The organism is Streptomyces zagrosensis, assembly GCF_014203645.1.
Lineage (GTDB): Bacteria > Actinomycetota > Actinomycetes > Streptomycetales > Streptomycetaceae > Streptomyces > Streptomyces zagrosensis.
On record NZ_JACHJL010000024.1, the window covers coordinates 53,914 to 80,079 of the forward strand.

Here is a 26,166-nt window from a genome sequence, read left to right on the forward strand (position 1 = left end):
GCGGTGCTCCAGTTTCGGAACAGGGGACTGTTTTGTATTGGGAAGCCGTACGACGCTGCCATGCGAGGGGTGCGGGGCGATGGTGGCGTCGGGGCGGTACCTGATGCGCCGGACTACGGGGTCGGTGACCAGCGGCTGCGCGGGGGCTCGGCCAGGGCGTAGTGCAGAAAGGGGCGAGCCCACCGTGAGTGATGACGATATGTGCTCAGTTCGTCACCCTCGGCGTCAGTAAATGGATCGTAATGCCAGGCGAAGGCCGCAGGGAAGAGGTCTCGATCAATCGCGCTGGTCATTCCATCTATCGGGTGATGGGAGGTTTGAAGAAGCCTGCCATTTCTTACCTATTCATTAACTTATGGGAAGCTTGCCCCTTTTCCTGTGGGCGCTCATAGGTCGAAAACGAGGTGGGAGATGACGGCCGGACGCAAGGCCACAGCAGGGATAGTCCTGACGGCCATACTCGTCGGCATAGCGGGCTGCTCCGGCGGTTCGGGGGAGTCCGACGCCGGCAGCGAGGAGAAGGGGCAGGCGGCGAAGGCCGCGAAGCCGCTACGGCTGATAGGTGACGGCTCGACCGCGTACACCGGTGCCCAGCCCAGCCAACCGAACCCCCAGCCCCTGCGCCCCGGTCAGCGGCCACCGCAGTTCGTCGTCTTCTCGTGGGACGGCGCCGGCGAAGACAGCCAGCGGCTCTTCTCGCGGTTCCGCGAGGTGGGGAAGCGGTACGACGCGACGATGACGTACTTCCTCAGCGGGGTGTACATGCTCCCCGGTGCCAAGAAGGATCTGTACCACCCGCCCCAGCACGCGCCCGGTGCGTCGGACATAGGTTTCAATGACGCCAAGGGCATCAAGGACACCGCCGAGCAACTCGCTGGGGCCTGGCGCGACGGGAACGAGATAGGCACGCACTTCAACGGCCACTTCTGCGGCCCCGACCGAGGTGTTGGCACCTGGTCGGTGGACGAGTGGCGCAGCGAGATCCGGCAGGCCGAGTCGTTCGTCAAGAACTGGAAGACCAACACCGGTCTGCGCGACGGGCAGCCGCTGCCCTTCGATTACAGTGCCGAACTCGTCGGCGGGCGTGCTCCCTGCCTCGAAGGTCAGCGGAACTTGATACCGGCCGCCCGTTCTATGGGCTTTCGCTATGACGCCAGCGCGTCCGGCGGCCGACAGGTCTGGCCCGCCAAGCAAGGAGGCATCTGGGACTTCCCGCTCCAGCAAGTCCCGATGCCGGGCCGCGCCTTCGAGACGCTGTCCATGGACTACAACTTCCTGGTCAACCAGTCCGGTACGACACAGGGAGACCGCGCGAAGCACGCCGCCTGGGGCAAGCAGATGCGCGACGGGCTGCTCAAGGCGTTCGACCGTGCCTACAACGGCAACCGGGCGCCCCTGCTCATCGGTAACCACTTCGAGTCGTGGAATGGCGGAACGTACATGCGCGCCGTCGAGGACACCATCAAGAACGTCTGCCCACGACCGGACGTGCACTGCGTGTCGTTCAAGCAGCTCGCTGATTGGATGGACGCCCAGGACCCGCGCGTACTGGAGAAGCTGCGGAAGCTGGATGTCGGTGAGCGGCCGAAGGGCGGCTGGGCCGGATATCTGGGGGCCCCGCACGCCGCTTCCCCGTCCCCCGCTGATCAGCCCTCCGGTGAAGAGGATTCCGCGGGTCGGCCTGCCGGCGATGAGGACGCAGGTGCTCAGTCCTCCGATGACCCGGCCTCAGCCGGTCAAGATGCCTCACGCCAGGAGCGAGATGCCTCACGCCAGGAGCGAGATGCCTCACGCGAGGAGCGAGGAACATCGGGCGGGCACGGCTCGCTGGCGTCACACGAGCGACGTGGAGCAGTAGGCTCGCACGCCGCGGAACAGCCGCCCGGTGCCGTAGGGCAGCCATTCGGCGGCGAACTGATGGGCCGCATCAGGCCGGTTGCCGGGTAGCAACAGGCCTCTCGTCCAAGATGAACGCGGGGTCCACCTGCGCCGCCAGGTCCGCGCCGGTACGCGCGTTGCCCCAGCTCTCCGCGTTCTTGAGGTGGAAGTGGACCATCTGGCGGGTGTAGCGCTCCCAGTCGCGTGTCTCGTACGCGGCATCCGCGGCCTCGTGGAGCGTGCGCAACGCCTGCCGGTTGGTCTCTTCCAGTAGCTCGAACTGAGGCGGTCGGCCCTTCTCCATTGACCGCACCCAGTCGGAGTGGCTGACGGTGACAAGTAGGTCATCGCCGACCTCATCGCGCAGGAAGGCGAGGTCGTCCGGGCCCTGAACCTTGTTGCCCACAACGCGCAGCGCGACTCCGAAGTCTCGTGCGTACTCCTTGTACTGCCGGTAGACCGCAGTGCCCTTCCGGGTCGGCTCCGCTACCAGGAAGGTCAGGTCGAACCGGGTGAACATGCCGGAAGCGAAGGAGTCGCTGCCCGCTGTCATGTCAACGACGATGAACTCGTGTCGTCCATCGATGAGATGGTTTAGACACAGTTCCACCGCGCCGACCTTGGAGTGATAGCAGGCCACGCCCAGATCGGACTCGGTGAAGGGTCCGGTTGCCATGAGCTGCACTTCGCCGTCGTCAAGGCGCACAAGACGGGCGCACGCGTCGAAGATGGGGTTGCCGTCACCGACACGCAATAGCCTCGACCCCTCTCCTGGCGGCGTCGTCTTGATCATGGAGTCGGTGGAGGTGATACGCGGGTTCGTACCGCGCAGGTAGTCCTTGATCAGCGGAAGCTGCGCGCCCATCGCGGGCGGCGCGGCATCCGCGTGGTCTGCCAGGCCCAGGGCGGCTCCGAGATGTTGGTTGATGTCCGCGTCGATGGCGACGACGGGAACGCGTGCGGCGGCGAGGTGGCGGACGAAGAGCGAGGACAGCGTGGTCTTACCGCTGCCGCCCTTCCCTACGAAAGCGATCTTCATGTTCACCGAGCGTAGGCGGGCTCATGGGGCGGAAGGCCGCTATTGGTGAAGAAGACCACTCCAATGAGGGGTGTGGCCGCCGATGTGCGTAGTGTCGTACTCATGAGTAGTCCGTCATCCGATCCGCTGTCCGCGCTGGTGGCCTTGCCTGGTGTGGCCGACTCCGTTGACGCGGTACGCAAGGCCGTGGACCGGGTCTACGGCCACCGGGTCATGCGCCGTCGCAGCCACGAGGTCGCCTCTGAGGCGGCTCTGCGCGGAGCGCGTGGTTCGGCGGCGCTCGCCGGTGCCGACTGGGCACTGGAGGAAGTGCGTCGCCGCACCGACTTCGGCGCCGAGGGCGAACCGCGCACGGTGGGTGCCGCACTACGACTGACGTCCGAGGCAGGACAGTTGTTGAGCATTTGGCGACAGTCGCCGCTTCGAGTGCTGGCCAGACTGCACTTGGTGGCCGCGGGCGATGCCGCGCAAGGCCAGTTGGCTAGCGGTGCCGATCCAGTTGGACGGCCGAGGCTGGCGGGCGAGTCGGTCGATGAGCCGCTGGTAGAACTGCCGCTGCCGGACGCCGACGAGGTTGCGGGTCGGTTGGACGGTCTGACCCGGCTACTACTCGCGGGCACCGAGGCTCCCGCACTCGTGGGAGCGGCCGTGGTGCATGGGGAACTGCTAGCGCTGCGACCGTTCGGGTCACACAACGGCCTTATCGCTCGTGCCGCCGAACGCGTCGTGCTGGTCGGCAGCGGCCTCGATCCGAAGTCGATCTGCCCCGCAGAGGTGGGTTACGCGGAACTAGGGCGGGCCGGCTACGTCGGCGCGCTGGAGGGCTACGTGTCGGGTGCGCCTGATGGGGTGGCCGCATGGATTGCGCACTGCGGACGAGCTGTTGAGCTGGGTGTGCGTGAGTCCACGGCCGTATGTGAGGCGCTCCAGCGCGGGGCAGCTTGATGCACCGTTCGGTCAGCCGGCTCGGTGCTGACAAGGGCGGTTGGTGAGAGTAGGCGGCGAGCAGAGCTTGCCGGGTTAAAGAGCGCCCCTGGCGCGCTCAAGGCGCCGTGGGCGGCGTGACGTTGGGCGTCCAGCGTGTGGGCTCTAACTCATGGGGCGGAGTCGGATGCGCGTACAGCCATTGGGCGTGGCCGCTGGGCTGGTAGCGCCGCCGGATGGGTGCGGCGGCGCCAGATGGAGATGGCGCCGCCGCTGGCACAGTCGCCCGGTTACCAAGCGTGCTCGGTTTTCTGCCCATCAGGTCGAAACTTTGCCCGTCCTGGTGCGGCTGGCCCGTAATCGACGGGTCGGCGTCGCGTGGGTGCCTAACGTCTGTGCTCGGTCCGTGGGGCCTTGATACGTAGGGCGTCCTCTCGGATGTCCTCGGTCTCGCGGGCCGTTAATTCCTTTCTACTCCGGAGCAGCGACAAGTGGAACCCCTCACCGCATATCTTTACTTTTGGATTCAAATTCGGGCGTAATGCTCGATGGGATGGAGAGCGGTGGCCCCCGGTGATGGTGCGCGGCGGCGGCTCGCATACCAGACCAGGCCGGCGGTGGCCGCGGCGGCGCTCACGGCTGCGGCCACCGCCATTACCGGTCGCGGTGGCATCGATAGCGAAGGCAACCGCTGTTTCAGTCGGACCGGGCGGTCGAAGCTGAGTATGGGCCAGCCACGGACGCTCGCCTCCCGACGCAATGTGCGGTCGGGGTTCACCGCGTGCGGATGGCCGACTGATTCCAACATGGGGATATCGGTCGCCGAATCGCTGTACGCGTAGCAGCGGGTCAGGTCGTACCCCTCGGACTTGGCCAACTCGACGATGGCCTCGGCCTTGGTCGGCCCGTACGCGTAATACTCCACTTCGCCCGTAAAGCAGCCGTCCTCGACGACCATCCGGGTGGCGACGACTCGGTCTGCGCCGAGCAGCGCTCCAATGGGTTCGACAACCTCCGCTCCCGAAGTGCTGACGATGACCACATCGCGGCCCGCTATGTGGTGTTCCTCGATGAGTGAGGCGGCTTCGTCGTAGATGATGGGGTCGATCAGAGCATGCAGAGTTTCGGCCACAATCTCCCGCACCTGTTGTACGTTCCAGCCACGGCAGAGCGCGGAAAGATATTCCCGCATCCGCTCCATCTGATCGTGGTCGGCGCCTCCGGCGAGGAAGACGAACTGCGCGTATGCAGTGCGCAGTACGGCGCGGCGGTTGATCAGACCGCCTTGGTAGAAGGACTTGCTGAACGTGAGAGCGCTCGACTTCGCAATGACCGTCTTGTCCAGGTCAAAGAAGGCTGCTGTGCGCGGCAAGGAGTGGTTTTCCACGACCTGAGCATAGGGCCCACCATTCGGCGTAAGCTGAGGCGCGTGGGTTTGCCTGAGAAGGCTCTCGGGTACACCATGGAAGTCACGGATCGTTCGCGACCGTGCTAACCCGGTCCGGCTCCTCCCCCCCCGAGTCGGCCGTGGGGACGACCCCCGCTCTCCCCCCCGGCGGGGGTCGTCGCATGTCCAGACGCCTTTCAACGCGTCACTCTGAATCATTTCTCTCCTCCGGTGCCTGTTCGGTGCGCTTCCTCCATGAGTCTGCACCGTAACAGTGTGTAATCGCCAGGCCTTGCTGAGGAAGTCGCCGGTATAGGTGACGGAGATATTCGCAAGCCGCGAGTTATCCACAGTTTCGGACCAAGATCCCCGAGATTTTTTGGATCGCTGCATGGTCGATTCCCCGCGATGTTCGTGGGTTCGAGAGTTGCGTAGCGAGATGGGGAGGGGACCATGGCTGGAACTATCGCCTCCGGTCTAGTGGAGACGGAGGAGGAACACCGCCGTAGACCGCTGATCGTGACGGAAGACGAAGAACTGCTGGACGACTTGTTGCGGTTGTGCGCAGCGGCTGGTTCCGCGCCGGAAGTGGCGCACGGAACACTCGTTGGTAGTAGTGGCTGGGACGACGCACCACTGGTTCTTGTCGGCGATGACTGTGCGGCGAGATTGACTGATGCGGTCCGTAGGCAGGGCGTACTGCTGATTAGCCGGGATTTAGATGACCCAGGCATCTGGCGGCGGGGTATCGAGCTTGGGGCGGAGCATGTGCTCTTTCTCCCCGATGCTGAGACCTGGCTCGTGGACCGAGTCGCCGACGTCACCGAAGGCGTCGGCGACCAGGCCACCACCGTTGGCGTCGTCGGGGGCCGAGGCGGTGCCGGGGCCAGCACCCTGGCCTGCGCCCTTGCCGTAGCTGCGGCCCGCGCGGGGCACCGCACCATGCTCATCGACGGCGACCCGCTGGGGGGTGGCCTCGACGTACTGCTCGGTGGCGAGGGCGCCGCGGGCCTCAGATGGCCTGCATTCGCCGAGTCTTGTGGTCGGGTGGCTGCGGGCGCGCTGGAGGAGTCGCTGCCCAAGCTGCATTCCTTGCGGGTGCTGAGCTGGGATCGGGGCAGTGCCGTGGCCATCCCGCCGACTGCGGTCCGCTCGGTCCTTGCCGCTGCCCGCCGACGAGGTGGCGCTGTGGTGGTTGACCTGCCGCGACGCGTGGACGAAGCGGCGGCCGAGGTGCTCGCACAGTTAGATGTAGGACTCTTGGTGGTGCCCGCCGAACTGCGGTCCGTCGCAGCGGCTCACCGCGTCGCCTCAAGGGTTCGGATGGTGCTGCGTGACCTGCGGGTCGTGGTGCGCGGGCCCACGGGAGGCGGCCTCGACGATGAGGAGATCGCAAAGCTTCTCGGGCTGCCGCTCGCCGGGGAGTTGCCGCCTGAGCCCAGACTGCTCGCAGCGTTGGACGAGGGCGAACCACCGGGCGCAGCTGAGCGTGGTCCGCTCGCCCGGTTTTGCGCCGACTTCTGGGCCCGGGCGCTGCCCAGCGAGGGAGGTGTCGCGTCATGAGCGACACCCTGCTGGACGCGGTGCGGACACGACTGGCGGGCAGCGGTCAAGAGCCGACACCGGCTCGGGTTGCTGCCGCACTCCGGGAAGAAGGACGGCTGCTCGGCGATACGGAAGTGCTCGGAGTCGTCCGAAACCTGCGCTCGGAACTCGTGGGCGCCGGCCCTCTTGAGCCGTTGCTCACCCTGCCTGACGTCACCGATGTATTGGTCTGCGCTCCCGACCAGGTGTGGATCGACCGGGGTGCGGGGCTGGAGCGTACCGAGGTCCGGTTCGCCGATGCGGCGGCTGTGCGCAGGCTCGCTCAACGGCTCGCGGCCGTGGCCGGGCGGCGACTCGATGACGCGAGACCGTGGGTGGATGCCCGGTTGCCCGATGGGACCCGATTGCATGCCGTGTTGCCCCCGATCGCCGTAGCAGGGACGTGTCTTTCGTTGCGAGTGATGCGACCGCGGGCGTTTACCCTCGCTGAACTGGTCGCGGCTGGCACGGTGCCGCCCGGTGGTGAAGCGCTGCTGCGGTCCGTGCTGGAGGCACGTCTTTCCTACGTGATCAGTGGCGGCACGGGATCGGGTAAGACGACGCTGCTGAGCACGTTGCTCGGTCTGGTCGGCCCGGGAGAGCGCATTGTGCTGGCCGAGGATTCGGCGGAGCTGCGACCCGACCATCCCCACGTCGTACGGCTGGAGGCGCGGCCCGCTAACCAGGAAGGCCGCGGCCTGGTCACGCTGCGGGACCTGGTGCGGCAAGCGCTACGCATGAGACCCGACCGGCTGGTGGTCGGTGAGGTGCGTGGGCCGGAGGTGACGGAGCTGCTGTCGGCCCTGAACACCGGCCACGAAGGGGGTTGCGGGACGGTGCACGCGAACGCGGCGAGTGATGTTCCGGCCAGGTTGGAGGCGCTGGGCTCAACGGCGGGTTTGGACCGGGCCGCGCTGCACAGCCAGTTGGCTGCCGCACTGTCGGTGGTTATTCATCTGGAGCGGGACGGGGTGGGCCGCCGGCGGATCGCGGAGTTGCATGTCCTGGAGCGCGACCGGGACGGGCTGGTCACGACCGTGCCCGCTGCCCTTTGGGGCGCGCAGGGCTTCCAGCAGGTAGTGGGCTGGCCGCGGTTGCAACGACTGTGCGCGAGGGGCGGTGCGGGCTCATGACGGCTGGTGTGGTGACGACAGAGTCCATGGTGGCGTTCGCGTCGATGCTGTGCTTGGTCGCGGCCCTGTGGGGTGGCCTCGGGCATGGTCACCGACAGCGGCGGGGCAGGCTGGTCTTCGCGGACGGCGACGCGCTCTGGGAATCGAAGGCGCCCGGGCCGCGTCCGTATAGGAACACCGAACGGGTCGGCGGGGCGCGGCTGCTGCTCGACGCGCTGCGGCGGAGCGGTACCTGGCAGCGATGGCGCTGGCGATGGGTGGCGTTGCTGAAGCGGTGCGACCCCGGTGGAGAGTTGGCCTGCCTACCGGCGGGATGTGCCCTCGCGCTGCTGACCGACTCGGTGTTGCCGCTGTTCGCTGCGGTGCTCGCGGTGCCGGCCACCTGGCGTTGGCGACGGTCCCGGGCGCGGGCACGGGACGAGGAGCGTCGGAGCGCGGCTGTGATCGGATTGTGTGCCGTCCTCGCTGGCGAGCTGCGTGCCGGTCGGCAACCTGTGGGCGCTCTGCTGTCCGTTGAGGTCACGGAGTTCCCCGATGAGTGGGGGCTAGCCAAGTCTGCTGCACGTTTTGGTGGGGACGTTCCCTCTGCGCTTCGGCTGGCCGCTCGGCTGCCCGGTGCGGAGGGGATGGCCGGTGTAGCTGCGTGCTGGCGCGTGGCGGTCGATGGTGGTGCGGGGCTTGCGGCTGGCCTGGAGCGAGTGGCGGTGGCGTTGCGTGCGGAGCGCGACCAGCGCGAGGACTTGCGCGCACAGTTGGCCGGTGTCCGCTCGACGGCCGTGGTGCTCGCCCTGTTGCCTGCCTTCGGCCTCGTGATGGGCAGCGCGTTGGGCGCCGATCCGCTACGAGTCCTGTTGCACACGCCCGCCGGGCTTGGCTGTTTGGCGCTCGGCGTGCTGCTGGAGTCGGCGGGGCTGGCCTGGACGGCCGCAATCGTGCGCGGGGCCGCTGAGCCGATGACACTGCCGACTCCCCTGGCGGACAAAGTCGGACTAAATAGGACTAATGGGTGAGCATGTGATGACTGGAGAAGTTATCCACAGGCTGGGGATGGCCGTTTCGCTTTCGTGCTTTGCTGGATGCACGGCGCTGGTGATCAGCGCGGTACGGCATCGGCGAAGCGCTCGTCGGCGCCGCGCCGCCGTGTTGTCGGGCGGCGGATGGGGCCAACGATCGAAGGCTCCGAGCCCGTTGCGGCGATGGCCGGTCATCAGACAAGCGAATGGTGCCAAGACCGGGGTCATGCGGAAGCGTCTGACCGCCATCGGCTGCGGATGCCTCGGACCCATCCTCCTCGATGGCTGGGTGGGTTACGTGGTGGGACTCGCCCTGGCGTGCGGGGCCTGGCGGTGGTGGCGCGGCGGTGAAGCCGAGCGCAGCGAGGGGCGATTGAGAGGGGGAGGACAGGAAGCGGCGAGCAGTGGGCTCACGTCGAGCGAAGCGAGCACGGCTGCGGCCCAACTGCCGCTAGCAGCGGACTTGTTAGCTGCCTGCTTGGCGGCAGGGGCGGAGCCGCGCGATGCCGCGGAGGCCGTGGGGAGTTCGCTGGGTGGCCCTGTGGGACAGCGACTTACCCGGGTGGCTGCGGAACTGCGCCTCGGTGGTGACTTGGCCGAGGCCTGGGGCCAAGTAGGGGCGCTGCCTGGCGCTACCGGCCTCGCTCGATCCCTTGAGCGGGCAGCGGTGACGGGCGCGCCCGCCGTCGAACCCGTCACCCGATTTGCCGCGGACTGTCGCGCCGACCGCGGTCGGGCAGCCACGGCCCGGGCCAGGCGCGCGGGCGTCATGGCCACAGCACCACTCGGTCTGTGCTTCCTTCCGGCCTTCCTGTTGGTAGGTGTCGCGCCGGTGGTGATCGGGCTGGCGGACGGGCTGCTGAGTACCTGAAGAACAGACACACAACAGACACGAGGAGATGAGGAAGACATGGGGGACGTCATGGCGGTGCGGTGGTGCGTACGACGGTGGGTGGCGGTACGAGGAGCGCTGAGCCGTAGGCGTGAGGCGGGGATGGCAACCGCCGAGTACGCCGTTGGCACGATCGTTATCTTGGGCAACCAGGAGCCGTAAGGCATGTGAGGCAAGTAGGGTGGGTGTCTACTTGCCTTCACGATATCTGGGGGGTGTTAAGGCACATTGGTTACAGCTGATGTGTTACCTCGTCACTACCGGGCCGAGCGTGCTGTGTCCGCTGATGGGAGTGTCCGATGGGTGGTTGTTGATGAGTCCTTCGGGCTGCATCCGCAGGCGTGTTCGTTCCTGACGGGGCGGGAGTTCAACACCGGCCGGACGTACGCGCCTCGGGTCGCCCTGTACCTGTCGTGGTGCAAGGAGTTCGGCGTCGCGTGGACTGAGCCGTCGCTGGCCCAGCTGATGGCGTTTCAGCGCTGGTTGGTGGAGGAGCCCCTCGCACCGCGCAGTGGCCGGCCCGGGGCCGAGCGGCGCTACCGGGAGAAGGGCACAGCGAATCAGATCACGGGCACGATGACCGACTTCCTGCGGTGGTGCTCACTGGCTGGGCTCGGTGTCCCGGCCACGGTGGTGACGATGCTGGTCGAGCCCCGGTTCCTGCGCTTCGCGCCGCCGGGCTTCGATGCGGGCGAGGAGGGCCAAAACCTCCAGATCGAGGGCCGGCGCCTGAAGTTCAGGGTCGCGGTGCCGGGCTACGAGTGGCTGACGGACGAGGAGGTCTACCAGCTCCTCGCGGTAACCACGCACGCCAGGGACCGGTTCTTGGTGGGTCTGCTCGCGGTGACAGGAATGCGGATCGGCGAGGCGCTGGGGCTGCGGCGCGAGGACACGCATTTCCTGCCTGACTCGCGGCTGCTGGGCTGCCAGGTCAAGGGGCCGCACGTCCACGTACGGCGCCGGGTCAACAGCAACAACGCCTTCGCCAAGTCAGTGCAGCCGCGCTGGATTCCGGTGGAGGAGGACACGGTCGGCCTGTACACCGAGTACCGCTACGAGCGGGAGACGGTCGCGCAGGCGGAGGCCAGCGACATGGTGTTCGTCAATTTGTTCCGCGCCCCGCTGGGATCGGCGATGCGTTACGACAACACCTACGAGTTGTTTAAGCGGCTGGCGAAGCGGGCGGGGTTTCGGGCTAGGCCGCACATGTTGCGGCACTCGGCGATCACGCGGTGGCGGCAGGCGAAGGTGCCGCGGGACGTGCGCCAGAACATGGCCGGGCACCAGTCGCCGGCGTCCCAGGATCGCTACTCGCATGCCAGTGACCAGGAGAAACGTGACGCCGTGGAGCTGGTGGCAGCCCGGCGCCGTCAGGGGAGGGTGGAGCACGGTGGGTAGCGTTGTGCCGCTGCGCCGGCGGTCAGCCGGTGACGAGCGGTCAGCTGGGTGGGCGCCGTTGGAGGCCGAGCGGTGGTCGGCGTGGCTGCGCGAGCAGGTCACGGGCGGTTGGCGGGAGGGCGAGTGGGATGCGCAGACGCTGATGTTCACCGGTGATGTCGGGCATCCGCGCACGGTGGTGTACCGCTGCGGCACCGCGGCGTGCGAGGCGCTGGCGCGGGCCAAGAGCCTGTGTACGAGTTGCGCGAAGGCCCAGCGGGTCAGCGGGCTGTCGATGAAGGAGTTCAAGGCGGTCTTCGTGCCGGTGCGCGATAGAACGATGACCGGTGTGCACGATCGGTGCCGCGTTGGGGGGTGCCCGCGCGAGAAGAGCCTGTGGGGTTTGTGCAGCTCGCACGCCTCGTTGCGGCAAAAGCACTTGGAGCGCGACCCGCACTCGGCGCTGGAGGTATGGGTCACTGGGCAAAAGCCGTACCGGCCGGTGGCCGGCTGCCGGGTGCGCGGGTGCCGCTTCGACGGCCGCGGCCCGCACGCCCTGTGTTCCCAGCACATCCGCCACTTCAAGCGGCACCCGGCCTCCCGGGTGGCGGGCGCGACGGTGACGGCTGACTGGCTGGACCGACAGGCCCCTTACCTGTCTGTGCATCAGTTCTCCCTCGCCCCGTTGCACCCGCTCGCCCGCCTGGAGGTGTTGTACGCGCTCCAGCAGCGTGATGCGCGCGGGCAGAAGATCGACCCGCATGCCACCCGTCAGATGATCGCCCACCTGGCCGATGCCGCTGACAGCGTGGCCACGATGCACGCCGATGATCTGCCAGGGCGCTCGGCGAGCAACATCGACGCGCTGCTGCGTGAGACCCACCGTGTAGTCGCCGCCGCCCTCGCCCGTTTCCGCGGCGCCAACCCGGCCGAGCAACCGACACTGGACCTCACCGAGCTGGGTGTGCGCGGCAAGCGCGGCGGTCGTACCAGCCGTCCGGGCGATCTGGACCTGACCGAACTTGCCCAGCCGTGGCTGCGACGGGTGCTGATCGTGTGGATCGATGAGACGAAGCCGACGACCGGCGAGGTCCGCCGTGCCCACCGCGCCTGCGTCACCGCCGCGAGGGCGCTCGCGCTGCGGCCCCAAGGCGGCACCGACGAGGCGGTGCTGGCGTTCGCCGACATGAACGCCGTGGTCGACGCCTTCCGGCACCTGCCGAAGCTGGACGGCGGCCCGATGAAGAGCAAGGCCCGCAACGGCCTGATGGGCTTTTTCTTCAAGGTTTTGGACTACGGCCGGGCGGCCGGGCACCTGGGCGGGATGTCGGCCTACTTCGCCCGGCACCCCAGCCACGCGATCGCCCCGGAGGAGGTGAGCGAGGAGGACGAGGCCGGGCGGGCCCTACCCGAGGACGTCATCTACCAGTTGGACGACCAGATCCAGCTGATCGGCCGGGGCGTCACCCACGGCCGCATGACGCCGGAGGAAGTCCACGAGATGTGCCGGGCCGTCTACGAGCTGCTGCGGGACACCGGCCGCCGCCCGTATGAGATCGCCGAACTTCGGGTCGGCTGCCTCAAGAAGGAGGGCAAGGAACAAATCCTGATCTGGGACAACCGCAAGGCCCGCCGCAACCGGCGCCACCTTCCGGTCACCTCGGAGACCGTCGAGACCATCGAGCGGTGGCTGACGGTGCGGGCGAAGCTGGACCTGCCCACCGGCAGCGAGGGGTACCTGTTCCCGCCGGCCGGTGAGAACGGTCAGCTGCGGCACCTGCTGCCCGAGCAGGTCGCGGGCATCATCCGCGCCTGGGCCGACCTTGAGGACGTGGTCCTGCTGGATGAGGAGTTCGGCCCGGACGGGACGAGAGTCCCCTTCGATGCGGCCCGCATCTTCCCGTACGCGTTTAGGCACTCGTTTTGCCAGCGGCACGCGGACGCGGGCATCGACCCGGACGTGCTGCGCGAATTGATGGATCACCGATCAGAAGCCACCACGGCCTGCTACTACAAGATCACCGCGAAGCGCAAGCGGGAGGCGGTGAACGTGATGCGCCTGCACACCACCGACCGCAAAGGCCGTCTGACCCCGCTCTCGCAGACAGCCTACTTCCGCGGGTCGGTACAGGTGCCGTTTGGGAACTGCACCGAGCCGTCGAATGTGAAAGCGGGCGGGCACGCGTGCCCGATCCGGTTCCAGTGCGTGGGCTGCCCGTCCTATCACCCCGACCCCTCCTACCTGCCCGCGATGGAGGACCACATCCGCCAGCTGCGGGCCCAGCGCGAGAAGGCGTTCATGATGGACGTCGATGAGTTCGTCGTGCGCAACATGGACGACGAGGTCGCGGCGTACAAGAAGCGGGTGGACCAGATGCGGGAGCAGGTCGAGGCTATGGACCCGCAGGAGCGCGAGCGGGTTCAGGAAGCGTCGGCGGTGCTGAGGAAGGTCCGCGCGGCCCAAGCGGGACGCGGGGCGGTCGCGCTGCCCATGCCCGTGTTCCGCCGGGCACCGCGAGATGAGGCCGGGGCATGACGGGGGCCCGGCGCACGCCCGGCGACACGCTGCGGGAGGCGAGGCGGCGCGACAGCCAGACCAAGCGCGGCAAGGTGCTGGCGGCCTTGGACGCGATGAAGGACAGCGGCACCGCGATCACCTTCGTCGGGGTGGCCCGCGCGGCCGAAGTGTCGAACTGGCTGGTCTACAGGGACGGGGTGCGCGAGCACATCGAGGCCGCGATGAAGGGACAGGACAAGGCCGCCCGGCGCCGGCGTGAGGGTGGGGCGGGCGCCTCGGTGGCGAGCTTGGCCACCGACCTGGAACTGCTCCGGGAGGAGAACAAGGCCCTGCGCCAGGAGAGGGACGGCCTCAAGCGGGCCGTCCAGCGGAGCCTGGGCGCCGCCCTGGACCAAGAAGGCGCCCGAAGTGCCACACAGCGGATCGGCGACTTGCAGGCCGAGATCCACAAGGTCAAGGACGAGCTGGCCGCTGCCCGCGCGCAGAACACCGCCCTAAAGCGCCAGCTCGCGGACGCCCAAGAAGAGGTGATCGCCGTGCGGGAGGCCGGGCGGCAGATGTTCAAGAGCATCAACCGGCCCACGTGAGCCAAGTGGTGGGGGTGCCCGGCTGGTTTGGGGCACCCCCACCCGTCATGCGCTCGCCGCTGGCGGGCGAGTGCTCAACTGGACGACCTCGGCTTCCAGATCGGCGATCCGCTCCGCCATTCGGGTCATGGTCCGCTGGTTTTTCATAACCTTGCTGCCGAGCCCTTCGACGCCGCTGACCATCCGCATCGCCCCGTCGGCGGTCTCGGCCATCTTCGAAAACGCCTCCGCGTCCACGCTGTTGGGGTTGGCCGCCTCGAACGCGCACGCGCGCTGCATCTCGGCCATGGAGGCCACACTCTTGCGGCACGCCAGCAGCGCGTCCCGGGCGCCGAACTCGTCGCCTTGGCCGGTGCGATGGAAGCGTGCGGTCATCACCCCGCGCCGCAGCGGGTCCTTGGAGCGCATGAACTGCTCCAGCCGGTGGCCGTCGTGGGCCGCGGCCACGCGCACCCTGCGGACCGCCGACCGCAACCGGCTGCCGTCCGGCAGGCCGACACCCGCGGAGATGTCCTTGTAGGAGACCTCGTGGCCGGCCCGCGCGTACAGCCATAGCAGCACGTCGACGGCGTCCTGCTCGGAACGGGTCGGCGGCTTGTCCTTGGCCCGGCTCACCCCAGCTTCTCGCTCTCTTCGAGAAACGCCCGCAACGCGGCGTCGTCCAAGACCGCGTACGGGCTGGCCACCAGATCCCGGGCGAAGTCCAAGGCGGCCTTCGTCGCCTCGCACAACTGCGTGATGGTCCTGCCGCGATCGTCGCTGAACTGGACGGGATGCCGCTGCAACAGCGACAGCACCCGCAGCGTCCCAAGCCTGACCTGGGCCAGCTCGTTGAAGACCTGCAAAGCGGCATCCGCGTCGCCCGGCTCGGCGGTGGCCCGCACCGCAGCCACAGCGGCAGCGGGGTCCATCCCCTCCTCGCCGCCCTCGGGGGACCAGTTGCCAGCCCGCCCGTCGAGTTCCCGGGCGTGGCTGTCGGCGACTTCCCCCGCGGCCTGGCGGCCTGCCCGGCCCTGCTCCTTGGCCTCGCGGCGCTGGACCTCGGCGATGCCCTCCAAGGCTGCGGTGCGGGTCGCCTCGTCGGCGATGACCGCGGCCTTGACGGCCTTGGGATGCTGGGCCACGAAGACGGGACTGGAGGGCCGGACCCCGGCCCGCTCGGCCTCCGTCTCCAGGGCATCACGGCGCTCGCCCTTGGGCATCCGCGACTCGTGGCTCTTGTAGAAGCCGTGCTCGCCGTAGAACGGCACATCGTCCTCGTCCGGGAGCTTCACGTACTCGCCCGCGACGACCTTCTCCAGCGAGGCGACCTTGCCCGCCTCCGCGCCCCTGATCCACGCCTTGTGCAGGGCCAACACCCGCTTGGTCGACGTCTTCGACCGGCGCGCGAACTCGACCGCGCTGATCTGGCGACAAACTTTTCGGTCGAAAAGTTTGTCTTGCTGCTCGAAGCTGAGACCATGCCCGAGGTCCGGCTCGACGCGGCGTGCGACTAGCAGGGCCAGGGCCCAGCCGCCGCCGCGGTTGTGCCGTGCGAACTCGGCGATGTCGGCTTCCAGGCCGTCATCGGTGTCCTCGACGTTGTGCGCCATCACACGGCCACCGCGACCTTCGCCGCGCGGCGGCTGCGAGCGGGCTTCGCCGCGGTGTCGAGCCGCATAGTGATCCAGGCGGTGGCCAGTTCCAGCTTGACCAGCGCCTCTCGGGCGGCGGGCAGCTGTTGTTCGACCAGTTGGGCGGACGGGTGGCGGTTCACGAAACCGCTGGCCTGGTCGCCCAGGGCCACCAGAGCCCGGGCGAGCGGCATCCAGTGCGTGGCCGGCTCGGGGCCGTCCAGGCGTTCGCGGTCGCGTTCCCGCCGGCGCTGGTCCTCGATCGTGCGGCGGACCGACGTGCGCAGGCTCGTGTCGTCGGCCAGCAGCGAGCACACGATCTTCTCCCGCTCGGAGCCGCTGAGGCCGCCCAGATAGGCCATGAGCTTGGTGGAGTCACCCGAGCCCGGGTCCACCAGCTCCTTCAGAGCGGGCGCGGTGCCCAGGATCTGCTGGTAGTACGCGTGGGTGACGCGGTCGCGGCCTGCCTCGCGAGCCTCCTTCAGCAGGGCACGAAGCTTGGTCCAGCCCTCGTCCGCCGGTATGCCGCCGGGCCTTGGCCGGGCGCCCTCTCGCAAAGCGCTGTAGCTGACGTGCACGTCGCCTTCGGCGATGAACTGCCGTATCGCCGGGGTGGCCATGCGGGCGGTGTGGCGGTACTCCCGCCCCGTGGCGGGCGCGAGCCCGATCTGGCCGCAGAACTCCTCGAAGACGCTGTCGTTGTTCAGCCCGGCAACGGCCAGCAGCTTGTCGCCGATCGCCAGCCTGTTCTCGCGTCCCTCGTCCATGAGGCGGCGGCCCTCACAAACGTCCTGCTCGGTGTAGGTCATGCGTCGTTCCCATCAGAGATCAACTTCGGACGGGCACGCATCGTAATCATATGAACGCACCGCACAGGCAGCACCAACTACCGCGCGGGGAGGGTGTGGTGACTGTTCGTCAGCGCTGAACTGCGGTGTTAAGCGGAGACCCTCGCTACAGGTTCATCTTTTAGGGTGAACCTGGTGTGTGCCGCGTCCGCGCCCTTGTGCCGGTGGGCGGCCGGAGCTCACGAGAGGCGATCTCGTGCGAGCTGCCGTACGAGCGGATCGGTGCCAAGGGCTGCGTCGGCGAGTTGGTGGATGCGCCAGTACAGGTGGATTCGGCGGCTGGCTGCCGCAGGGGGCCGGTGGGCGAGTTGGAGCACGTCTGCGGGGTTGGTGAGGTCGAGGCGGACGGCGAGACGGGCGAGGTCGGACAGTGGATCGCCGAGGGTGGCCAGTTCCCAGTCCAGCAACAGTGGCTGGCCGTTGAATGGGCGGACGAGGTGGCCGGGTTGGAGGTCGTGGTGCAGCAGCCGGGGCTCGGTGTCCACGTCTAGGGCGTCCAGGTTGCGGTGCAGGGCTGCCGCGACTTGGGCGAGGTCGGGGGCTGCGGCTGTGTAGGTGTCCAGCCGGTTGTGGAGGTAGTCGCGCCAGGTGCGGTGGCGGGGGGCTGCGGCGAGCCGTCCGACGTGCTGGCCGGGGATGCAGTGGACGGCGGCGAGGGGGCCGTCGAGCTCGTCCAGGAGCCGGTCGGTGGGTGTGGGCTCGGCGTGGACCGCGCTCTGCGCGGTCCACGCTGGCCTGCCGTTGGGATCGGCCCCAAGGAGCCGCGGAGCCGGGCCGTTGTGCTGGGTGAGCAGGGCGAGGGCGGCGGCCTCGTTGGCCGCGCGGGCCCGGTCACCGTAGTGCTTGAGCACATACGGCACGGGGGCGTCCACGTACCAGACGCGGTTCGCCTGTCCGGTGGTGATCTCCTGGGCGTCTGAGGGGACCTGGCCGTCTATCGCCGCCATGGTGTGCTTTAGGCGACGTCGCCGAGGTAGCCCGCTTGGGGCTGTCCGGTGGCGAGGGCGGTGATGGGCTGCCGCAGCGCGTGGGGCAGCAGGTTCAGGCCGGGTACCTTCTCCAGCTCGACCCATTCCAGGCCGGTCTGCACCTGGTCTTCGGCGTGTCCGCCGAGCGTGCCCGGGTCACCTTGGGGTGTGCAGTGGAAGATCGCTTCGATGCGGTGGGTGCCAGCTTCGGTAGCGGCGTGTTCGTGGTGGGCGCCGATGTACTCGCGCAGCCACAGCATCCGGTCAACGGTGACGGTCAGGCCGGTCTCCTCGTGGACCTCGCGGCGGGCGGCCTCGTCGAGCGGTTCGCCGGGGAGTTGACCGCCGCCGGGCAGGAAGTAGCAGTCCTGGCCCTCCCAGGTAGCCCGCTGGAGCAGGACGCGGCCGTTATGGACGACGACAGCCTTGGCGCAGGTGCGGATGGTCGGGGTGAGGGGCTCGGCCACGAGGGGCTCCAACTCTGGTCCGGTGGTGGGGTGGATAGGGATGTCAGCGTTCAGTCTTGCCGAAACCGCGGTGGCGTCCGGTGACCTTCGCCAAGATCAGTCGCCAGGGCCCGGCCAGCCGTACGAACGGTTGGAGTGGGCTGGCCGCGATCAGCGCCGCCGGGTACCGGGGGGATGTCCGAGGCAGCGGGCCCAGGGGAGTCGGCGGGGTGACGGCCGCGTGCAGCACGGGGGCTAGGGCCAGCAGCCGGGCGGTCGTCACGGGGCCGTGCAGGAGCACACCGGCCGTGGCGACGGCGGTCCATGCAGGACCCGCTGACCAGGCGCAGATGATGGCCGCGGCGATCAGCGGGGTGCCGATCAGCCAGGCGGCCTCGTCCACCCACTCCCGGGCCACCAGCACGGCCTTGGCCGGGCGGGAGATGGCGGCGGGCAGGTGGGCGACGGCTGCCGCGTGGCGGTCGGGGCGGGCGCAGGCGGTGAAGGCCAGCGCGTGAAGGTTGGTCAGCCCCGACGGTTCGGTATAGGGCTCGTCGAGGACGGCGACCGTGGATGCGGTGAGGTCGGCGCCGAGCAGGGACAGACGGTGCCCGGTGGCGAGGTCTTCCATCGGCTCGGGAAAGCCGCCGAGCGCACGAACGGCGGGGAGGTGAACCGCCATTCCGCAGCCCACGGCGTACACCATCGGCCGCAGCCACATCCGCACCGCCTCCGGCAGCCGGGAGGCGGCCAGGAGACGGTGCAGGCGCAGGCGGGCGAGTTCGATGCCCAGCGAGCGCCGCAACTGGTACACCCATTCCCCGGCCAGCAGCAGACCGACGGGGCCGGTGGGGAAAGGGCGGCGGGCCAGCAGCGGCAGCCGCTGCTGCTGGATCAGCGCCGGGGTCTTCCCCGTGCGGGCCCGGTGGGCGGTGGCTGTGGCGGCGAACGCTGGAAGTGTGCGGCGGTCGGGGACCGCATCGGCGTCGTAGACCACGACAAAGGTGCCGTGTGCGTGTTCGTCTGGCCGCCAGTCGAGCGGGCCGAGGACCTGTGCGAGGCGGTCGAGGGCGAAGTTCAGCTGTCCGGCCTTGCGCCCGCCGAGATCGGGCTGGTGCAGGTGCACCAGCGGCAGCCCGCCGCCGGGCGGGTCGGCGGCCAGGGACGCGATGACTTCGGCGGTGGTCGGCTCGGCGTCGAACAGCTCGGTCAGCACCCGTACCCGGTCCGCGGGCGGGGCGGCGTTGACCGCTTCGGCGACCTCCTCGCAGCGGGCAGCGGGGAACAGGCCCCGCAACTGCCCGGCCGTGAGCGGGGAAGCGGCGGCCAGGGCTGTCAGCCGTGCGCGGTGGCCGGTGCGGGCGGAGGCTTCGCGTTCGGTGGTGATGACCACGACGGCGGCCCGCCCGCGCGGGTAGTCCAGCGCGGTGAACGCGGCCACCGTCTGCGCGGCGATCGTCTGCTCGCGCAGCATCGGCAGCAGCACCACCAGCCACGGCACCGCCTGCGGCCGGCTGGGTGTACTGCCGGCAGCGGCCAGTAGCCACCTCGTGCACACCTCGACCGCTGCCGCAGCCCACACGGCGCGGGCCAACAGCAGCGTCACCAGCACGGGTACGGCGATCTGCAACCACACCTCGCTCACCGTTCCTCCAGCAGCCGGTAGAGGTCGCGCATCTGCTCGGCGACCGAAGGCCAGGCGAACAGTTCGGCTTGTTCGCGGGCCGCGGCCCGCCGCACCGCGTGTGCGGCGGTGCCGGTCTCGGCGAGGATCTGTTCGACCGCCTCCGCCGCGGCGGCAGCGTCGCCGGGCGGGGTGAGTACCGCTGCCCGGCCGCGGCCCGCGTAGTACCGGATGCCGCCGACATCGGTGGCCACCACCGGGGCGCCGCACGCCATCGCCTCCAGCAACGCGTTGTTGGCGCTCGCGTCGATGAGCGGCAGCAGCATCACAGCGGCCTGCCGGTACAACGCGATCAGCCTTTGCTCGGTGATGCCCTCCAGGACGCGGGCGGCCGGATGCCATGGCCTGCGGCTGGCTTGCCGGGTGACGACGATCAGCTCGACGCCGCCGCCGTAACGGCGGTACAGCCGCTCGTGCACGGCGTCCAACACCTCCCAGTCCCGCAGCCACCAACCGACCGTCAGCACCCTCAGCCGGTCCCAGGACGGCGGCCAGGGCGGTGGGGTGAAGGCGGTGGTGTCGATCCCATGGGGCACCAGGTGCACACGCTCGCAGGGCACCAGGTCGGTGAAGAACGCCTGCTGGTGCGAGTCGAGGACGACGATGTGCTCGGCCGTCGGCGCCAGCCTTCGCCACGTTTCGGGCGGAAGAAGCTGTTTGAGATGGGCGGGTGGCTGGTGGTAGGTCACGGCGGTCGGGCCCAGGCGGTGGCGGGCGAACCAGTATTGCTCGTCCCCGTACAGCACATGGGCCGCCTCGCAGGAGGCCAGCAGGTGCAGGTCGGTGGCGAAGTGCTCGGCCGGGTAGAACGGCAGCGGGCAGCGTTGGGCGAGCAGGCGGTGGGCGGCCCGCGCGGCCGTCGTCGCGAGCGGGCCGACGGGTGGGGTGATGCGGCGGACCTGTGGCAGGTGGTCCAGGAGGCGGTCGTAGCCGCCGTGGGTGGTGTGCCAGGGCACGCGGACGACGGAGGCGATCATGGCAGGTCATGCCTCCTTCGGGGCGAGAAGACCGAGGGATCGCAGTTGGGGAGCGATGGCCGCGGGGTGGTCGAGGCGGACAATAGGCAGGCCGTCGGCCCGGTCCGGGGTCAGGCGCATCGCCCAGCGGCGGCGGTGCTGGTGGTGGTGGGCGGGGCCCCACCACAAGATCGAGTCGCGGGCGAACAGATGAGAGAAGGTCTCCCGGTTTCCGGCGAACAGCTCCTGCCGGGTGCCGGCCCGCCGCAGCGAGCGGCGGATCAGCCGCGGCAGGCAGATCCGCAGTGGCAGGTCGAGCCATATGGCGAGCTCGGCGCGGGCCAGCAGCGTCTCGCCGGCCTCGCCGCCGTAGTTGCCGTCCGCGATCCAGGTGTCCGCAGCCAGGGCGTCATGGACGCCGGCGTGGAAGACGGACGCGTTGACCGGTGTCCAATTCGGTCCCCAAAACAGCTCGTCCATGTCGAGGTGGGGCCGGCCGGTATGGGCGGCGATGGCGGTGGCGAGGGTGGACTTGCCGGAGGCCACCGGCCCGACCAGCGCGATGCGCTTGGGGCTCACAGCAGCCTCCGGGTGACGGTGTCGGCGATCCGTTCCAGCAGGTGTGCGGTGTGCACCCCGGCCGTCACCCGCATCACCGGCACCCGGGCGACCAGGTCGTCCATGAGGTCGGCAGCCTGACGGGCCAGTTCGCCCGGGTCACGGGTGCGGTTGGCGAACCACGGGTGGAGCCAGTCCTCGTCATCCGGGGTGCAGCACACCGCGTTGAGCGCGTCGCGGGCCGCCGCCGGGCAGGGGAAGGTGATGCTCAGCTCCTGGTCGTCGTCGCTCAACTGGGGGAGGACGACGAGCCGCAGCGGGGCGCTCTCGCGGACGCGGGCGGCGAAGGCGTGGGCGAAGTCGTGCGGGGTGCACGAGGCTTTGCGCGCGACGCCGAAGCCGGTCGGCAGCACGCTGTGCGGCGGCAGGCTCTCGCGCGGGGTGAGGGCGGACAGTGTGCCGCCGGCGATCCGGACCGACAGCGGCACCCCCACCACGCTCGCCGCGGTCTCGGTGACCAGCACACGGTCGGAGCCGATGAGATCAGCGCGGCGGTGGGCGGCCAGCGCGGTCAGCACGGTGGTCTTGCCTGCCCCTGACGGCCCGGCGACCAGCACGCCGTGGCCGTCGACCGCGGCGGCTGCGGCGTGGAACGCGGTCCAGCCGCGGTGCTCGGCACAGCGCAGGACGGCCTCGCGGATCACGCGCAGGGCATACCGCTCACCGCGGTCGGTGCCCGGATGCAGCAAGATGTGCAGCCCGCCCGTCGCGTCCCTGGCGTACAGATGGTCTGCGGGCAGGTGCGAGCCGGGCTCGGGCCACCACCAGCAGACGGGGCCGATCAGGGACAACCGGTACGGCTCGCCGCGGAAGGGCACCACCGGCAGCGAGGGTGTGGCAACTAGGCGGGCCATCCGGTCGCGCAAGAGGTCTGCGCTGTAGTGGACGCGGATGTGCGTGCGCTGCCCGCACAGCGGAGCCGGGTCGCTCTCGGGGGCGAAGTTGCGCAGGTGGATGCCCTGGTCGAGACCGAAGGCGGCATCGGTGTGGATGTGGAAGCGGTGCCCGGCGAAGAGCATCGGCTTGTTGCTGGTGCGGCCGTTCATGCCTGGCCCCCTGCCACCGCCGCGACCCCGGGCGCCGGGGCGAGGAGTTCCTCGGCGGCCCCGTTCACCAGGCGGCGGGCGATGTCGATGCCCATCTTCACCGCGTGGTCCATGTTGCCGATCTCGTATCGCCAAGTGCCGAACCGGCCCCGCGGGTAGATCCCACGGGCTTCCATCCACGGCACCACCTCGGCCAAGGCCGCATCACGGCCCAAGGTGGGCACCGGGTAGGCGTACTCGATCACCTCCAGGTGGGCGCTGGCCAGCGGCGCGTGCTCGGGAACCAGGCCGTGGCGCCGCACTGCCTGGTCGCAGTCGTGGACCAGCCCGTAGGTGTTCAGGTGCGTCCCCGGGAGCATGGAGGTTTCGGTCATCCATGCGCTGAACGCCTGCGGGTTGGCGTCGGGGACGTTGGCGGGCGCGTACTTGCTGAAGTTCGTGGCCCGGTAGAACGGCACGTCCTGCTGAGGGAAGTACAGCCAGGACCGCTCATCGGTGGTGGGGGCCTGGTAACCCAGGCCGACCATGGCCACGGACGTGTGCCGCAGCTGCCCGGCTGCCGCCCGCACCGCCTGCGGGGCGCCCGACGTCATGGCGGCGAGCTGGTCCAGCGGACCGGTGGCCACCAGGTGGTCGAAGCCGATCCGCTCGCCGTCGGCGAGGGTCACGGTGTGGGACGCGGGGTCGACGGCGACCGCGCGGGCTGCGGTGCGCAGGCCGCCGTCCAGGCGTGCGGCCAGTCGGCGCCAGATCTCCCCGGTACCGCCGCGGGCGGGAAAGGCGAAGGTGGCGTTGGGGCCCCACCGCCGGGCAGGCCGGGCGGTACCGCAGAAGGCGGCCAGGATCTCCTCGGCGCTGACCGGGGCGATGCGCTCGGCCACCCAGGAGGAAGCCATCTGCTCAGGTGCCGTCGCCCAGATCTTGGAGTTGTACGGGCTAAAGAACCGTTCCACCAGCCCTGATCCATACATCGCTTGTAGCCAGGTGGCGAAGTCGGCACCGGCGGGCAGCTCCTCGCGCCGCTGGCAGGCGAGCAGCAGATCGTGCACACACGCCGCGGCGTCCTCGGCCGGGAGGTGGCGCAGGTGGTGCTGGAAGGGGTAGGGCACCCAACGGTCGCGGAAGCGGACGTAGGAGGACCGGTCGTGGTGCAGCAACTCGTCGGCAGTGAACAGCTCGGCCAGCAGCCGGTCGAACTCGCCGAAGTGGGAGAAGACCACGTGACCGCCCAGATCCCAGGTGAAGCCGGCCGCATCGACCACGGACGAGGCAAGGCCACCGGGCGCCGGGGCCGCCTCCAGCAGCACCCAGGCGCGGTGGCCAAGTCGCTGAAGTTCGTTTGCGCAGGCCAGGCCGCAGGGCCCGGCCCCGAGGATGGCGATCCGGTCGGACCGTAACGGATGCGAGGAACGGGGCATGAAGCCCTCCTTCGGTCAGCGGACACATCAGATGCGGCTCAGCCACTGGGCCGGGCCGTGGTGATGGTGCGAGGTCAAGGTGGCCCAGCCGCCGATGCGTAACGGGAACAGCGGCGGGGCTGGCTCGCGGGCAGGCGGCAGTAGGCGGGGCACCATCACCTGCTGCCGCTGGTCAAGGCCCGGGCCTGCCCGCCCGGGGGAGCAGGCATTTCGGGTGGTCAGGCGTTGGTGACCGCGGCGAACTCACCCGTCCGTCGGCGGCGGGTCTTCTGGATCAGACGATGCGCTGGGCGTTGAGAACAGGAGTTGTTCGGCAGCGTCTTCATGCACGGCCTTCTCCTTCGTCGTAGGGCAGGCTGCACACCATCTGCTTGCCGACCGGTGTGGGGTGGACCTGCCAGCCGGGGGCGAGCTTGTCCACCAAGCCCAGTCCCCGGCCGGACTCGGCATTCCCGTCGTCGAGCTCAACCGGCCGGCGGCTGGGTATCAGGTCCGGCTCGGGGTCGTGGACCTTCACCGACACCCCGTCCTCTTTGACGTCGACCTCGACGACCAAGGGGACGTGGTCGCCACAGGCCCGAACCGAGTTCCCGATCAGCTCCGAGGTGATCAGCTGCACCATCTCGCTGGTCCCGGTGCCCACCCCGGCCTCGCACAGCGCCTTGGCCGCAAGCTCGCGCACCCTGCGCAGGTGGGCCGCCGAGGCGTTCATGTGGACGCAAAAACCGGTAGGCCGAGCCCGTAAGTAGAACCCAGCGCTTGACCGGGCCTGCTGCCTGTCCACGAACACGGCTGCCTCCAACCTGCGGCGCATGGCCGCGCGTGGGATCAAGTGACCATGCATCACGGCGAGTTCACCTCGCATGGCCTCTCCGTCACGAGGATGCACCCTTTCTCGTGTGGGCCGCAACCTTTCTGCCCAATGGGCATCCAATTACTGAGATCGGGGTCGTGTTTCCGCCCTGGGCGGTGCCAGACTGCGCATATGCCGCACGTTCAGCTGGTGCCCACCATCCGTCGCCGCCGCCTCGCGCAGACGCTGAAGAAGCTCCGCAAGGACGCCGGGATGACGTCGGAGGACGTCGCCGCCGCCCTGGGATGGCAAGTCCCCAAGCTGTCCAAAATCGAGAATGTCCGGCAGCAGATCCAACCGGCCGAAGTCACGGAACTACTCAAGGCCCTTGGCTACAAACAGGACGACCTGAAGAACGCCGAGGTCTTCACCGCGCTAGAGAACCTCGCCAGGGACGCCCGCAAAAAGCCCGGCTGGTGGCAGACGTACAGCGGCGTCGTCTCGCCGTCCTACGCGGACTACATCTCGCTGGAGGAAGACGCCGAGCAGATCTGCGAGTGGACACCGCTGGTAATCCCCGGCCTGCTGCAAACCACCACGTACGCACGAGAGACCATCGCCGGGACCACCAGCTCCAGGACGCCCGAGGAGATCGCGGCACTGGCAGAAGTGCGGCAAGCCCGCCAAGCCGTGCTCACGCGTCGAGACCACCCGCTGGCGCTGTGGGCGATCATCCACGAAACGGCCCTCAAGACGCGGTTTGAGATCCGCCCCACCACGATGCGCGAGCAGCTTCGAAAGCTGCTCGACACCACCGACATGCCGAACGTGACCATCCAGATCATGCCCTCGGACTCCACCGCCCACCCCGGAATACTCGGCGGCTTCAGCCTGGTCAGCTTCCCCGGACCCACCCCAGACGTCGTGCTGTTGGAGAACCTCAGCGGCGCTACCTACGTTGAGGGCGACGGCACGCAACCCTTCACAGGCGCACTCGAACGCATCCGCGCCACGGCCCTGTCGGTGGAGGACTCACTCGCACGAATCGCACAGATACAAGAAAGGCACCGGAAGTGAACGAAGCAAAGGCGGAGTTGTACACGCACGACCTCTCCGCCGCCCGCTGGCGCAAGGCCAAGGCCAGCGGACCGGAACACAACTGCGTTGAGATCACCGACCTCCCCAAAGGCGGCATCGCCGTACGCGACTCCAAGAACCCCCACCTGGAACCACTTCGGTACACCGCGACCGAGTGGCACGCGTTCCGGCAGGCCATGATCAGCGGAGAGCTCTGACCAGCGCAAACCGCGGTTGTCTTCCCCCGACCGAACCGGGGGAAGACAACCGCCGCGACATGACAGCCCTACCCCAGCCGCCACCATCCCCAGCCCCGCCAGGCCCCCGCAAAGATCACCAGAACACAGCTCGACGCCACTGTCAGACC

At 69.0% G+C, this 26,166-nt stretch carries 25 protein-coding genes; 12 read left to right on the plus strand and 13 right to left on the minus strand.

Translation table 11 applies throughout. The annotated features are described in order from the left end of the window. Window positions 1–411: 411 nt before the first annotated feature. Entirely contained in the window at window positions 412–1,947 is a 1,536-nt protein-coding gene (locus FHS42_RS31475) for a polysaccharide deacetylase family protein (protein ID WP_246495679.1), read from the plus strand. Here FHS42_RS31475 and FHS42_RS31480 read toward each other — a convergent pair. Next, the gene (locus FHS42_RS31480) at window positions 1,928–2,917 is read right to left on the minus strand and encodes an ATP-binding protein (RefSeq protein WP_184578676.1); all 990 of its coding nucleotides are present in this window, start codon (window positions 2,915–2,917) and stop codon (window positions 1,928–1,930) included. The genes FHS42_RS31475 and FHS42_RS31480 overlap by 20 nt on opposite strands. Before the next feature lie 102 nt (window positions 2,918–3,019). Between FHS42_RS31480 and FHS42_RS31485 the strand changes: the two genes are divergently transcribed. Then, window positions 3,020–3,862 carry a Fic family protein gene (locus FHS42_RS31485; protein ID WP_246495681.1) on the plus strand — a complete coding sequence of 281 codons (843 nt, stop codon included), beginning with the start codon at window positions 3,020–3,022 and terminating at the stop codon, window positions 3,860–3,862. Window positions 3,863–4,367: 505 nt separating this feature from the next. On the opposite strand, the gene FHS42_RS31490 is transcribed toward FHS42_RS31485, so the two are convergent. Beyond that, a complete protein-coding gene (locus FHS42_RS31490; RefSeq protein ID WP_184578682.1) occupies window positions 4,368–5,228 on the minus strand; it encodes an HAD family hydrolase in 861 nt (286 codons plus the stop codon). A gap of 453 nt (window positions 5,229–5,681) precedes the next feature. Here FHS42_RS31490 and ssd point away from each other — a divergent pair, with 453 nt between their 5' ends. From ssd to FHS42_RS31530, 8 genes are all read left to right on the plus strand, one after another. Then, complete coding sequence (ssd, locus tag FHS42_RS31495; protein ID WP_184578684.1) at window positions 5,682–6,791, plus strand: septum site-determining protein Ssd; 1,110 nt, start codon at window positions 5,682–5,684, stop codon at window positions 6,789–6,791. Continuing rightward, window positions 6,788–7,945, plus strand: a complete 1,158-nt coding sequence (locus FHS42_RS31500) for a TadA family conjugal transfer-associated ATPase (RefSeq protein WP_184578687.1) — start codon at window positions 6,788–6,790, stop codon at window positions 7,943–7,945. The genes ssd and FHS42_RS31500 overlap by 4 nt, the downstream gene beginning before the upstream one ends. Further along, entirely contained in the window at window positions 7,942–8,955 is a 1,014-nt protein-coding gene (locus FHS42_RS31505; RefSeq protein WP_246495682.1) for a type II secretion system F family protein, read from the plus strand. Before FHS42_RS31500 ends, FHS42_RS31505 begins: the two co-directional genes overlap by 4 nt. Window positions 8,956–9,184: 229 nt before the next feature. Then, the gene (locus tag FHS42_RS31510; protein ID WP_312867118.1) at window positions 9,185–9,829 is read left to right on the plus strand and encodes a type II secretion system F family protein; all 645 of its coding nucleotides are present in this window, start codon (window positions 9,185–9,187) and stop codon (window positions 9,827–9,829) included. Between the two features lie 39 nt (window positions 9,830–9,868). Continuing rightward, complete coding sequence (locus FHS42_RS31515; RefSeq protein WP_184578694.1) at window positions 9,869–10,012, plus strand: DUF4244 domain-containing protein; 144 nt, start codon at window positions 9,869–9,871, stop codon at window positions 10,010–10,012. Between the two features lie 141 nt (window positions 10,013–10,153). Continuing rightward, window positions 10,154–11,248, plus strand: a complete 1,095-nt coding sequence (locus tag FHS42_RS31520) for a tyrosine-type recombinase/integrase (RefSeq protein ID WP_184578696.1) — start codon at window positions 10,154–10,156, stop codon at window positions 11,246–11,248. Beyond that, window positions 11,241–13,763, plus strand: coding sequence for a tyrosine-type recombinase/integrase (locus FHS42_RS31525; protein ID WP_312867119.1), 2,523 nt, complete (start codon window positions 11,241–11,243; stop codon window positions 13,761–13,763). Before FHS42_RS31520 ends, FHS42_RS31525 begins: the two co-directional genes overlap by 8 nt. Next, window positions 13,760–14,332 carry a DUF6262 family protein gene (locus FHS42_RS31530; protein WP_184578702.1) on the plus strand — a complete coding sequence of 191 codons (573 nt, stop codon included), beginning with the start codon at window positions 13,760–13,762 and terminating at the stop codon, window positions 14,330–14,332. The genes FHS42_RS31525 and FHS42_RS31530 overlap by 4 nt, the downstream gene beginning before the upstream one ends. Before the next feature lie 45 nt (window positions 14,333–14,377). Here FHS42_RS31530 and FHS42_RS31535 read toward each other — a convergent pair whose 3' ends face one another. The 11 genes from FHS42_RS31535 to FHS42_RS31585 all read right to left on the minus strand — a co-directional run bounded on the left by FHS42_RS31535 (window position 14,378) and on the right by FHS42_RS31585 (window position 24,641). Then, window positions 14,378–14,947 (minus strand): hypothetical protein, encoded by a 570-nt coding sequence (locus tag FHS42_RS31535; RefSeq protein ID WP_184578705.1) that lies wholly within the window; start codon window positions 14,945–14,947, stop codon window positions 14,378–14,380. Continuing rightward, window positions 14,944–15,924, minus strand: coding sequence for a hypothetical protein (locus FHS42_RS31540; protein WP_184578708.1), 981 nt, complete (start codon window positions 15,922–15,924; stop codon window positions 14,944–14,946). The genes FHS42_RS31535 and FHS42_RS31540 overlap by 4 nt, the downstream gene beginning before the upstream one ends. Then, a complete protein-coding gene (locus FHS42_RS31545; protein ID WP_184578711.1) occupies window positions 15,924–16,754 on the minus strand; it encodes a hypothetical protein in 831 nt (276 codons plus the stop codon). Before FHS42_RS31545 ends, FHS42_RS31540 begins: the two co-directional genes overlap by 1 nt. 218 nt (window positions 16,755–16,972) lie before the next feature. Next, the gene (locus FHS42_RS31550; RefSeq protein ID WP_184578714.1) at window positions 16,973–17,740 is read right to left on the minus strand and encodes a phosphotransferase family protein; all 768 of its coding nucleotides are present in this window, start codon (window positions 17,738–17,740) and stop codon (window positions 16,973–16,975) included. 8 nt (window positions 17,741–17,748) lie between these two features. Next, window positions 17,749–18,228 (minus strand): NUDIX domain-containing protein, encoded by a 480-nt coding sequence (locus tag FHS42_RS31555; RefSeq protein WP_184578717.1) that lies wholly within the window; start codon window positions 18,226–18,228, stop codon window positions 17,749–17,751. A gap of 43 nt (window positions 18,229–18,271) precedes the next feature. Further along, the gene (locus FHS42_RS31560) at window positions 18,272–19,852 is read right to left on the minus strand and encodes a glycosyltransferase family protein (RefSeq protein ID WP_184578720.1); all 1,581 of its coding nucleotides are present in this window, start codon (window positions 19,850–19,852) and stop codon (window positions 18,272–18,274) included. Continuing rightward, a complete protein-coding gene (locus FHS42_RS31565; RefSeq protein WP_184578723.1) occupies window positions 19,849–20,868 on the minus strand; it encodes a glycosyltransferase family 4 protein in 1,020 nt (339 codons plus the stop codon). Before FHS42_RS31565 ends, FHS42_RS31560 begins: the two co-directional genes overlap by 4 nt. 6 nt (window positions 20,869–20,874) lie before the next feature. Continuing rightward, window positions 20,875–21,426: a P-loop NTPase family protein gene (locus FHS42_RS31570; protein WP_184578726.1), complete on the minus strand. Its 552-nt coding sequence runs from the start codon at window positions 21,424–21,426 to the stop codon at window positions 20,875–20,877. Beyond that, window positions 21,423–22,511: a hypothetical protein gene (locus FHS42_RS31575; RefSeq protein WP_184578729.1), complete on the minus strand. Its 1,089-nt coding sequence runs from the start codon at window positions 22,509–22,511 to the stop codon at window positions 21,423–21,425. Before FHS42_RS31575 ends, FHS42_RS31570 begins: the two co-directional genes overlap by 4 nt. Continuing rightward, entirely contained in the window at window positions 22,508–23,929 is a 1,422-nt protein-coding gene (locus FHS42_RS31580) for a protoporphyrinogen/coproporphyrinogen oxidase (RefSeq protein WP_184578732.1), read from the minus strand. Before FHS42_RS31580 ends, FHS42_RS31575 begins: the two co-directional genes overlap by 4 nt. A 322-nt stretch (window positions 23,930–24,251) precedes the next feature. Then, window positions 24,252–24,641, minus strand: a complete 390-nt coding sequence (locus FHS42_RS31585) for an ATP-binding protein (RefSeq protein ID WP_246495685.1) — start codon at window positions 24,639–24,641, stop codon at window positions 24,252–24,254. Window positions 24,642–24,914: 273 nt separating this feature from the next. Between FHS42_RS31585 and FHS42_RS31590 the strand changes: the two genes are divergently transcribed. Both FHS42_RS31590 and FHS42_RS31595 read left to right on the plus strand, forming a co-directional pair. Continuing rightward, window positions 24,915–25,799 carry a helix-turn-helix domain-containing protein gene (locus FHS42_RS31590; RefSeq protein WP_184578736.1) on the plus strand — a complete coding sequence of 295 codons (885 nt, stop codon included), beginning with the start codon at window positions 24,915–24,917 and terminating at the stop codon, window positions 25,797–25,799. Continuing rightward, on the plus strand, window positions 25,796–26,017 hold the full coding sequence (locus tag FHS42_RS31595) for a DUF397 domain-containing protein (protein ID WP_184578739.1): 222 nt from the start codon (window positions 25,796–25,798) through the stop codon (window positions 26,015–26,017). Before FHS42_RS31590 ends, FHS42_RS31595 begins: the two co-directional genes overlap by 4 nt. The last annotated feature ends 149 nt before the right edge of the window (window positions 26,018–26,166 follow it).

Coding starts and splice junctions, on each gene's coding strand:
- FHS42_RS31575 (WP_184578729.1), bottom strand. CDS start 22,511: ATGAACGGCCGCACCAGCAACAAGCCGATGCTCTTCGCCGGGCACCGC.
- FHS42_RS31550 (WP_184578714.1), bottom strand. CDS start 17,740: ATGGCGGCGATAGACGGCCAGGTCCCCTCAGACGCCCAGGAGATCACC.
- FHS42_RS31540 (WP_184578708.1), bottom strand. CDS start 15,924: ATGGCGCACAACGTCGAGGACACCGATGACGGCCTGGAAGCCGACATC.
- FHS42_RS31480 (WP_184578676.1), bottom strand. CDS start 2,917: ATGAAGATCGCTTTCGTAGGGAAGGGCGGCAGCGGTAAGACCACGCTG.
- FHS42_RS31580 (WP_184578732.1), bottom strand. CDS start 23,929: ATGCCCCGTTCCTCGCATCCGTTACGGTCCGACCGGATCGCCATCCTC.
- FHS42_RS31515 (WP_184578694.1), top strand. CDS start 9,869: ATGGGGGACGTCATGGCGGTGCGGTGGTGCGTACGACGGTGGGTGGCG.
- FHS42_RS31545 (WP_184578711.1), bottom strand. CDS start 16,754: ATGACCTACACCGAGCAGGACGTTTGTGAGGGCCGCCGCCTCATGGAC.
- FHS42_RS31585 (WP_246495685.1), bottom strand. CDS start 24,641: ATGAACGCCTCGGCGGCCCACCTGCGCAGGGTGCGCGAGCTTGCGGCC.
- FHS42_RS31530 (WP_184578702.1), top strand. CDS start 13,760: ATGACGGGGGCCCGGCGCACGCCCGGCGACACGCTGCGGGAGGCGAGG.
- FHS42_RS31475 (WP_246495679.1), top strand. CDS start 412: ATGACGGCCGGACGCAAGGCCACAGCAGGGATAGTCCTGACGGCCATA.
- FHS42_RS31485 (WP_246495681.1), top strand. CDS start 3,020: ATGAGTAGTCCGTCATCCGATCCGCTGTCCGCGCTGGTGGCCTTGCCT.
- FHS42_RS31565 (WP_184578723.1), bottom strand. CDS start 20,868: ATGATCGCCTCCGTCGTCCGCGTGCCCTGGCACACCACCCACGGCGGC.
- FHS42_RS31500 (WP_184578687.1), top strand. CDS start 6,788: ATGAGCGACACCCTGCTGGACGCGGTGCGGACACGACTGGCGGGCAGC.
- FHS42_RS31510 (WP_312867118.1), top strand. CDS start 9,185: ATGCGGAAGCGTCTGACCGCCATCGGCTGCGGATGCCTCGGACCCATC.
- FHS42_RS31505 (WP_246495682.1), top strand. CDS start 7,942: ATGACGGCTGGTGTGGTGACGACAGAGTCCATGGTGGCGTTCGCGTCG.
- ssd (WP_184578684.1), top strand. CDS start 5,682: ATGGCTGGAACTATCGCCTCCGGTCTAGTGGAGACGGAGGAGGAACAC.
- FHS42_RS31590 (WP_184578736.1), top strand. CDS start 24,915: ATGCCGCACGTTCAGCTGGTGCCCACCATCCGTCGCCGCCGCCTCGCG.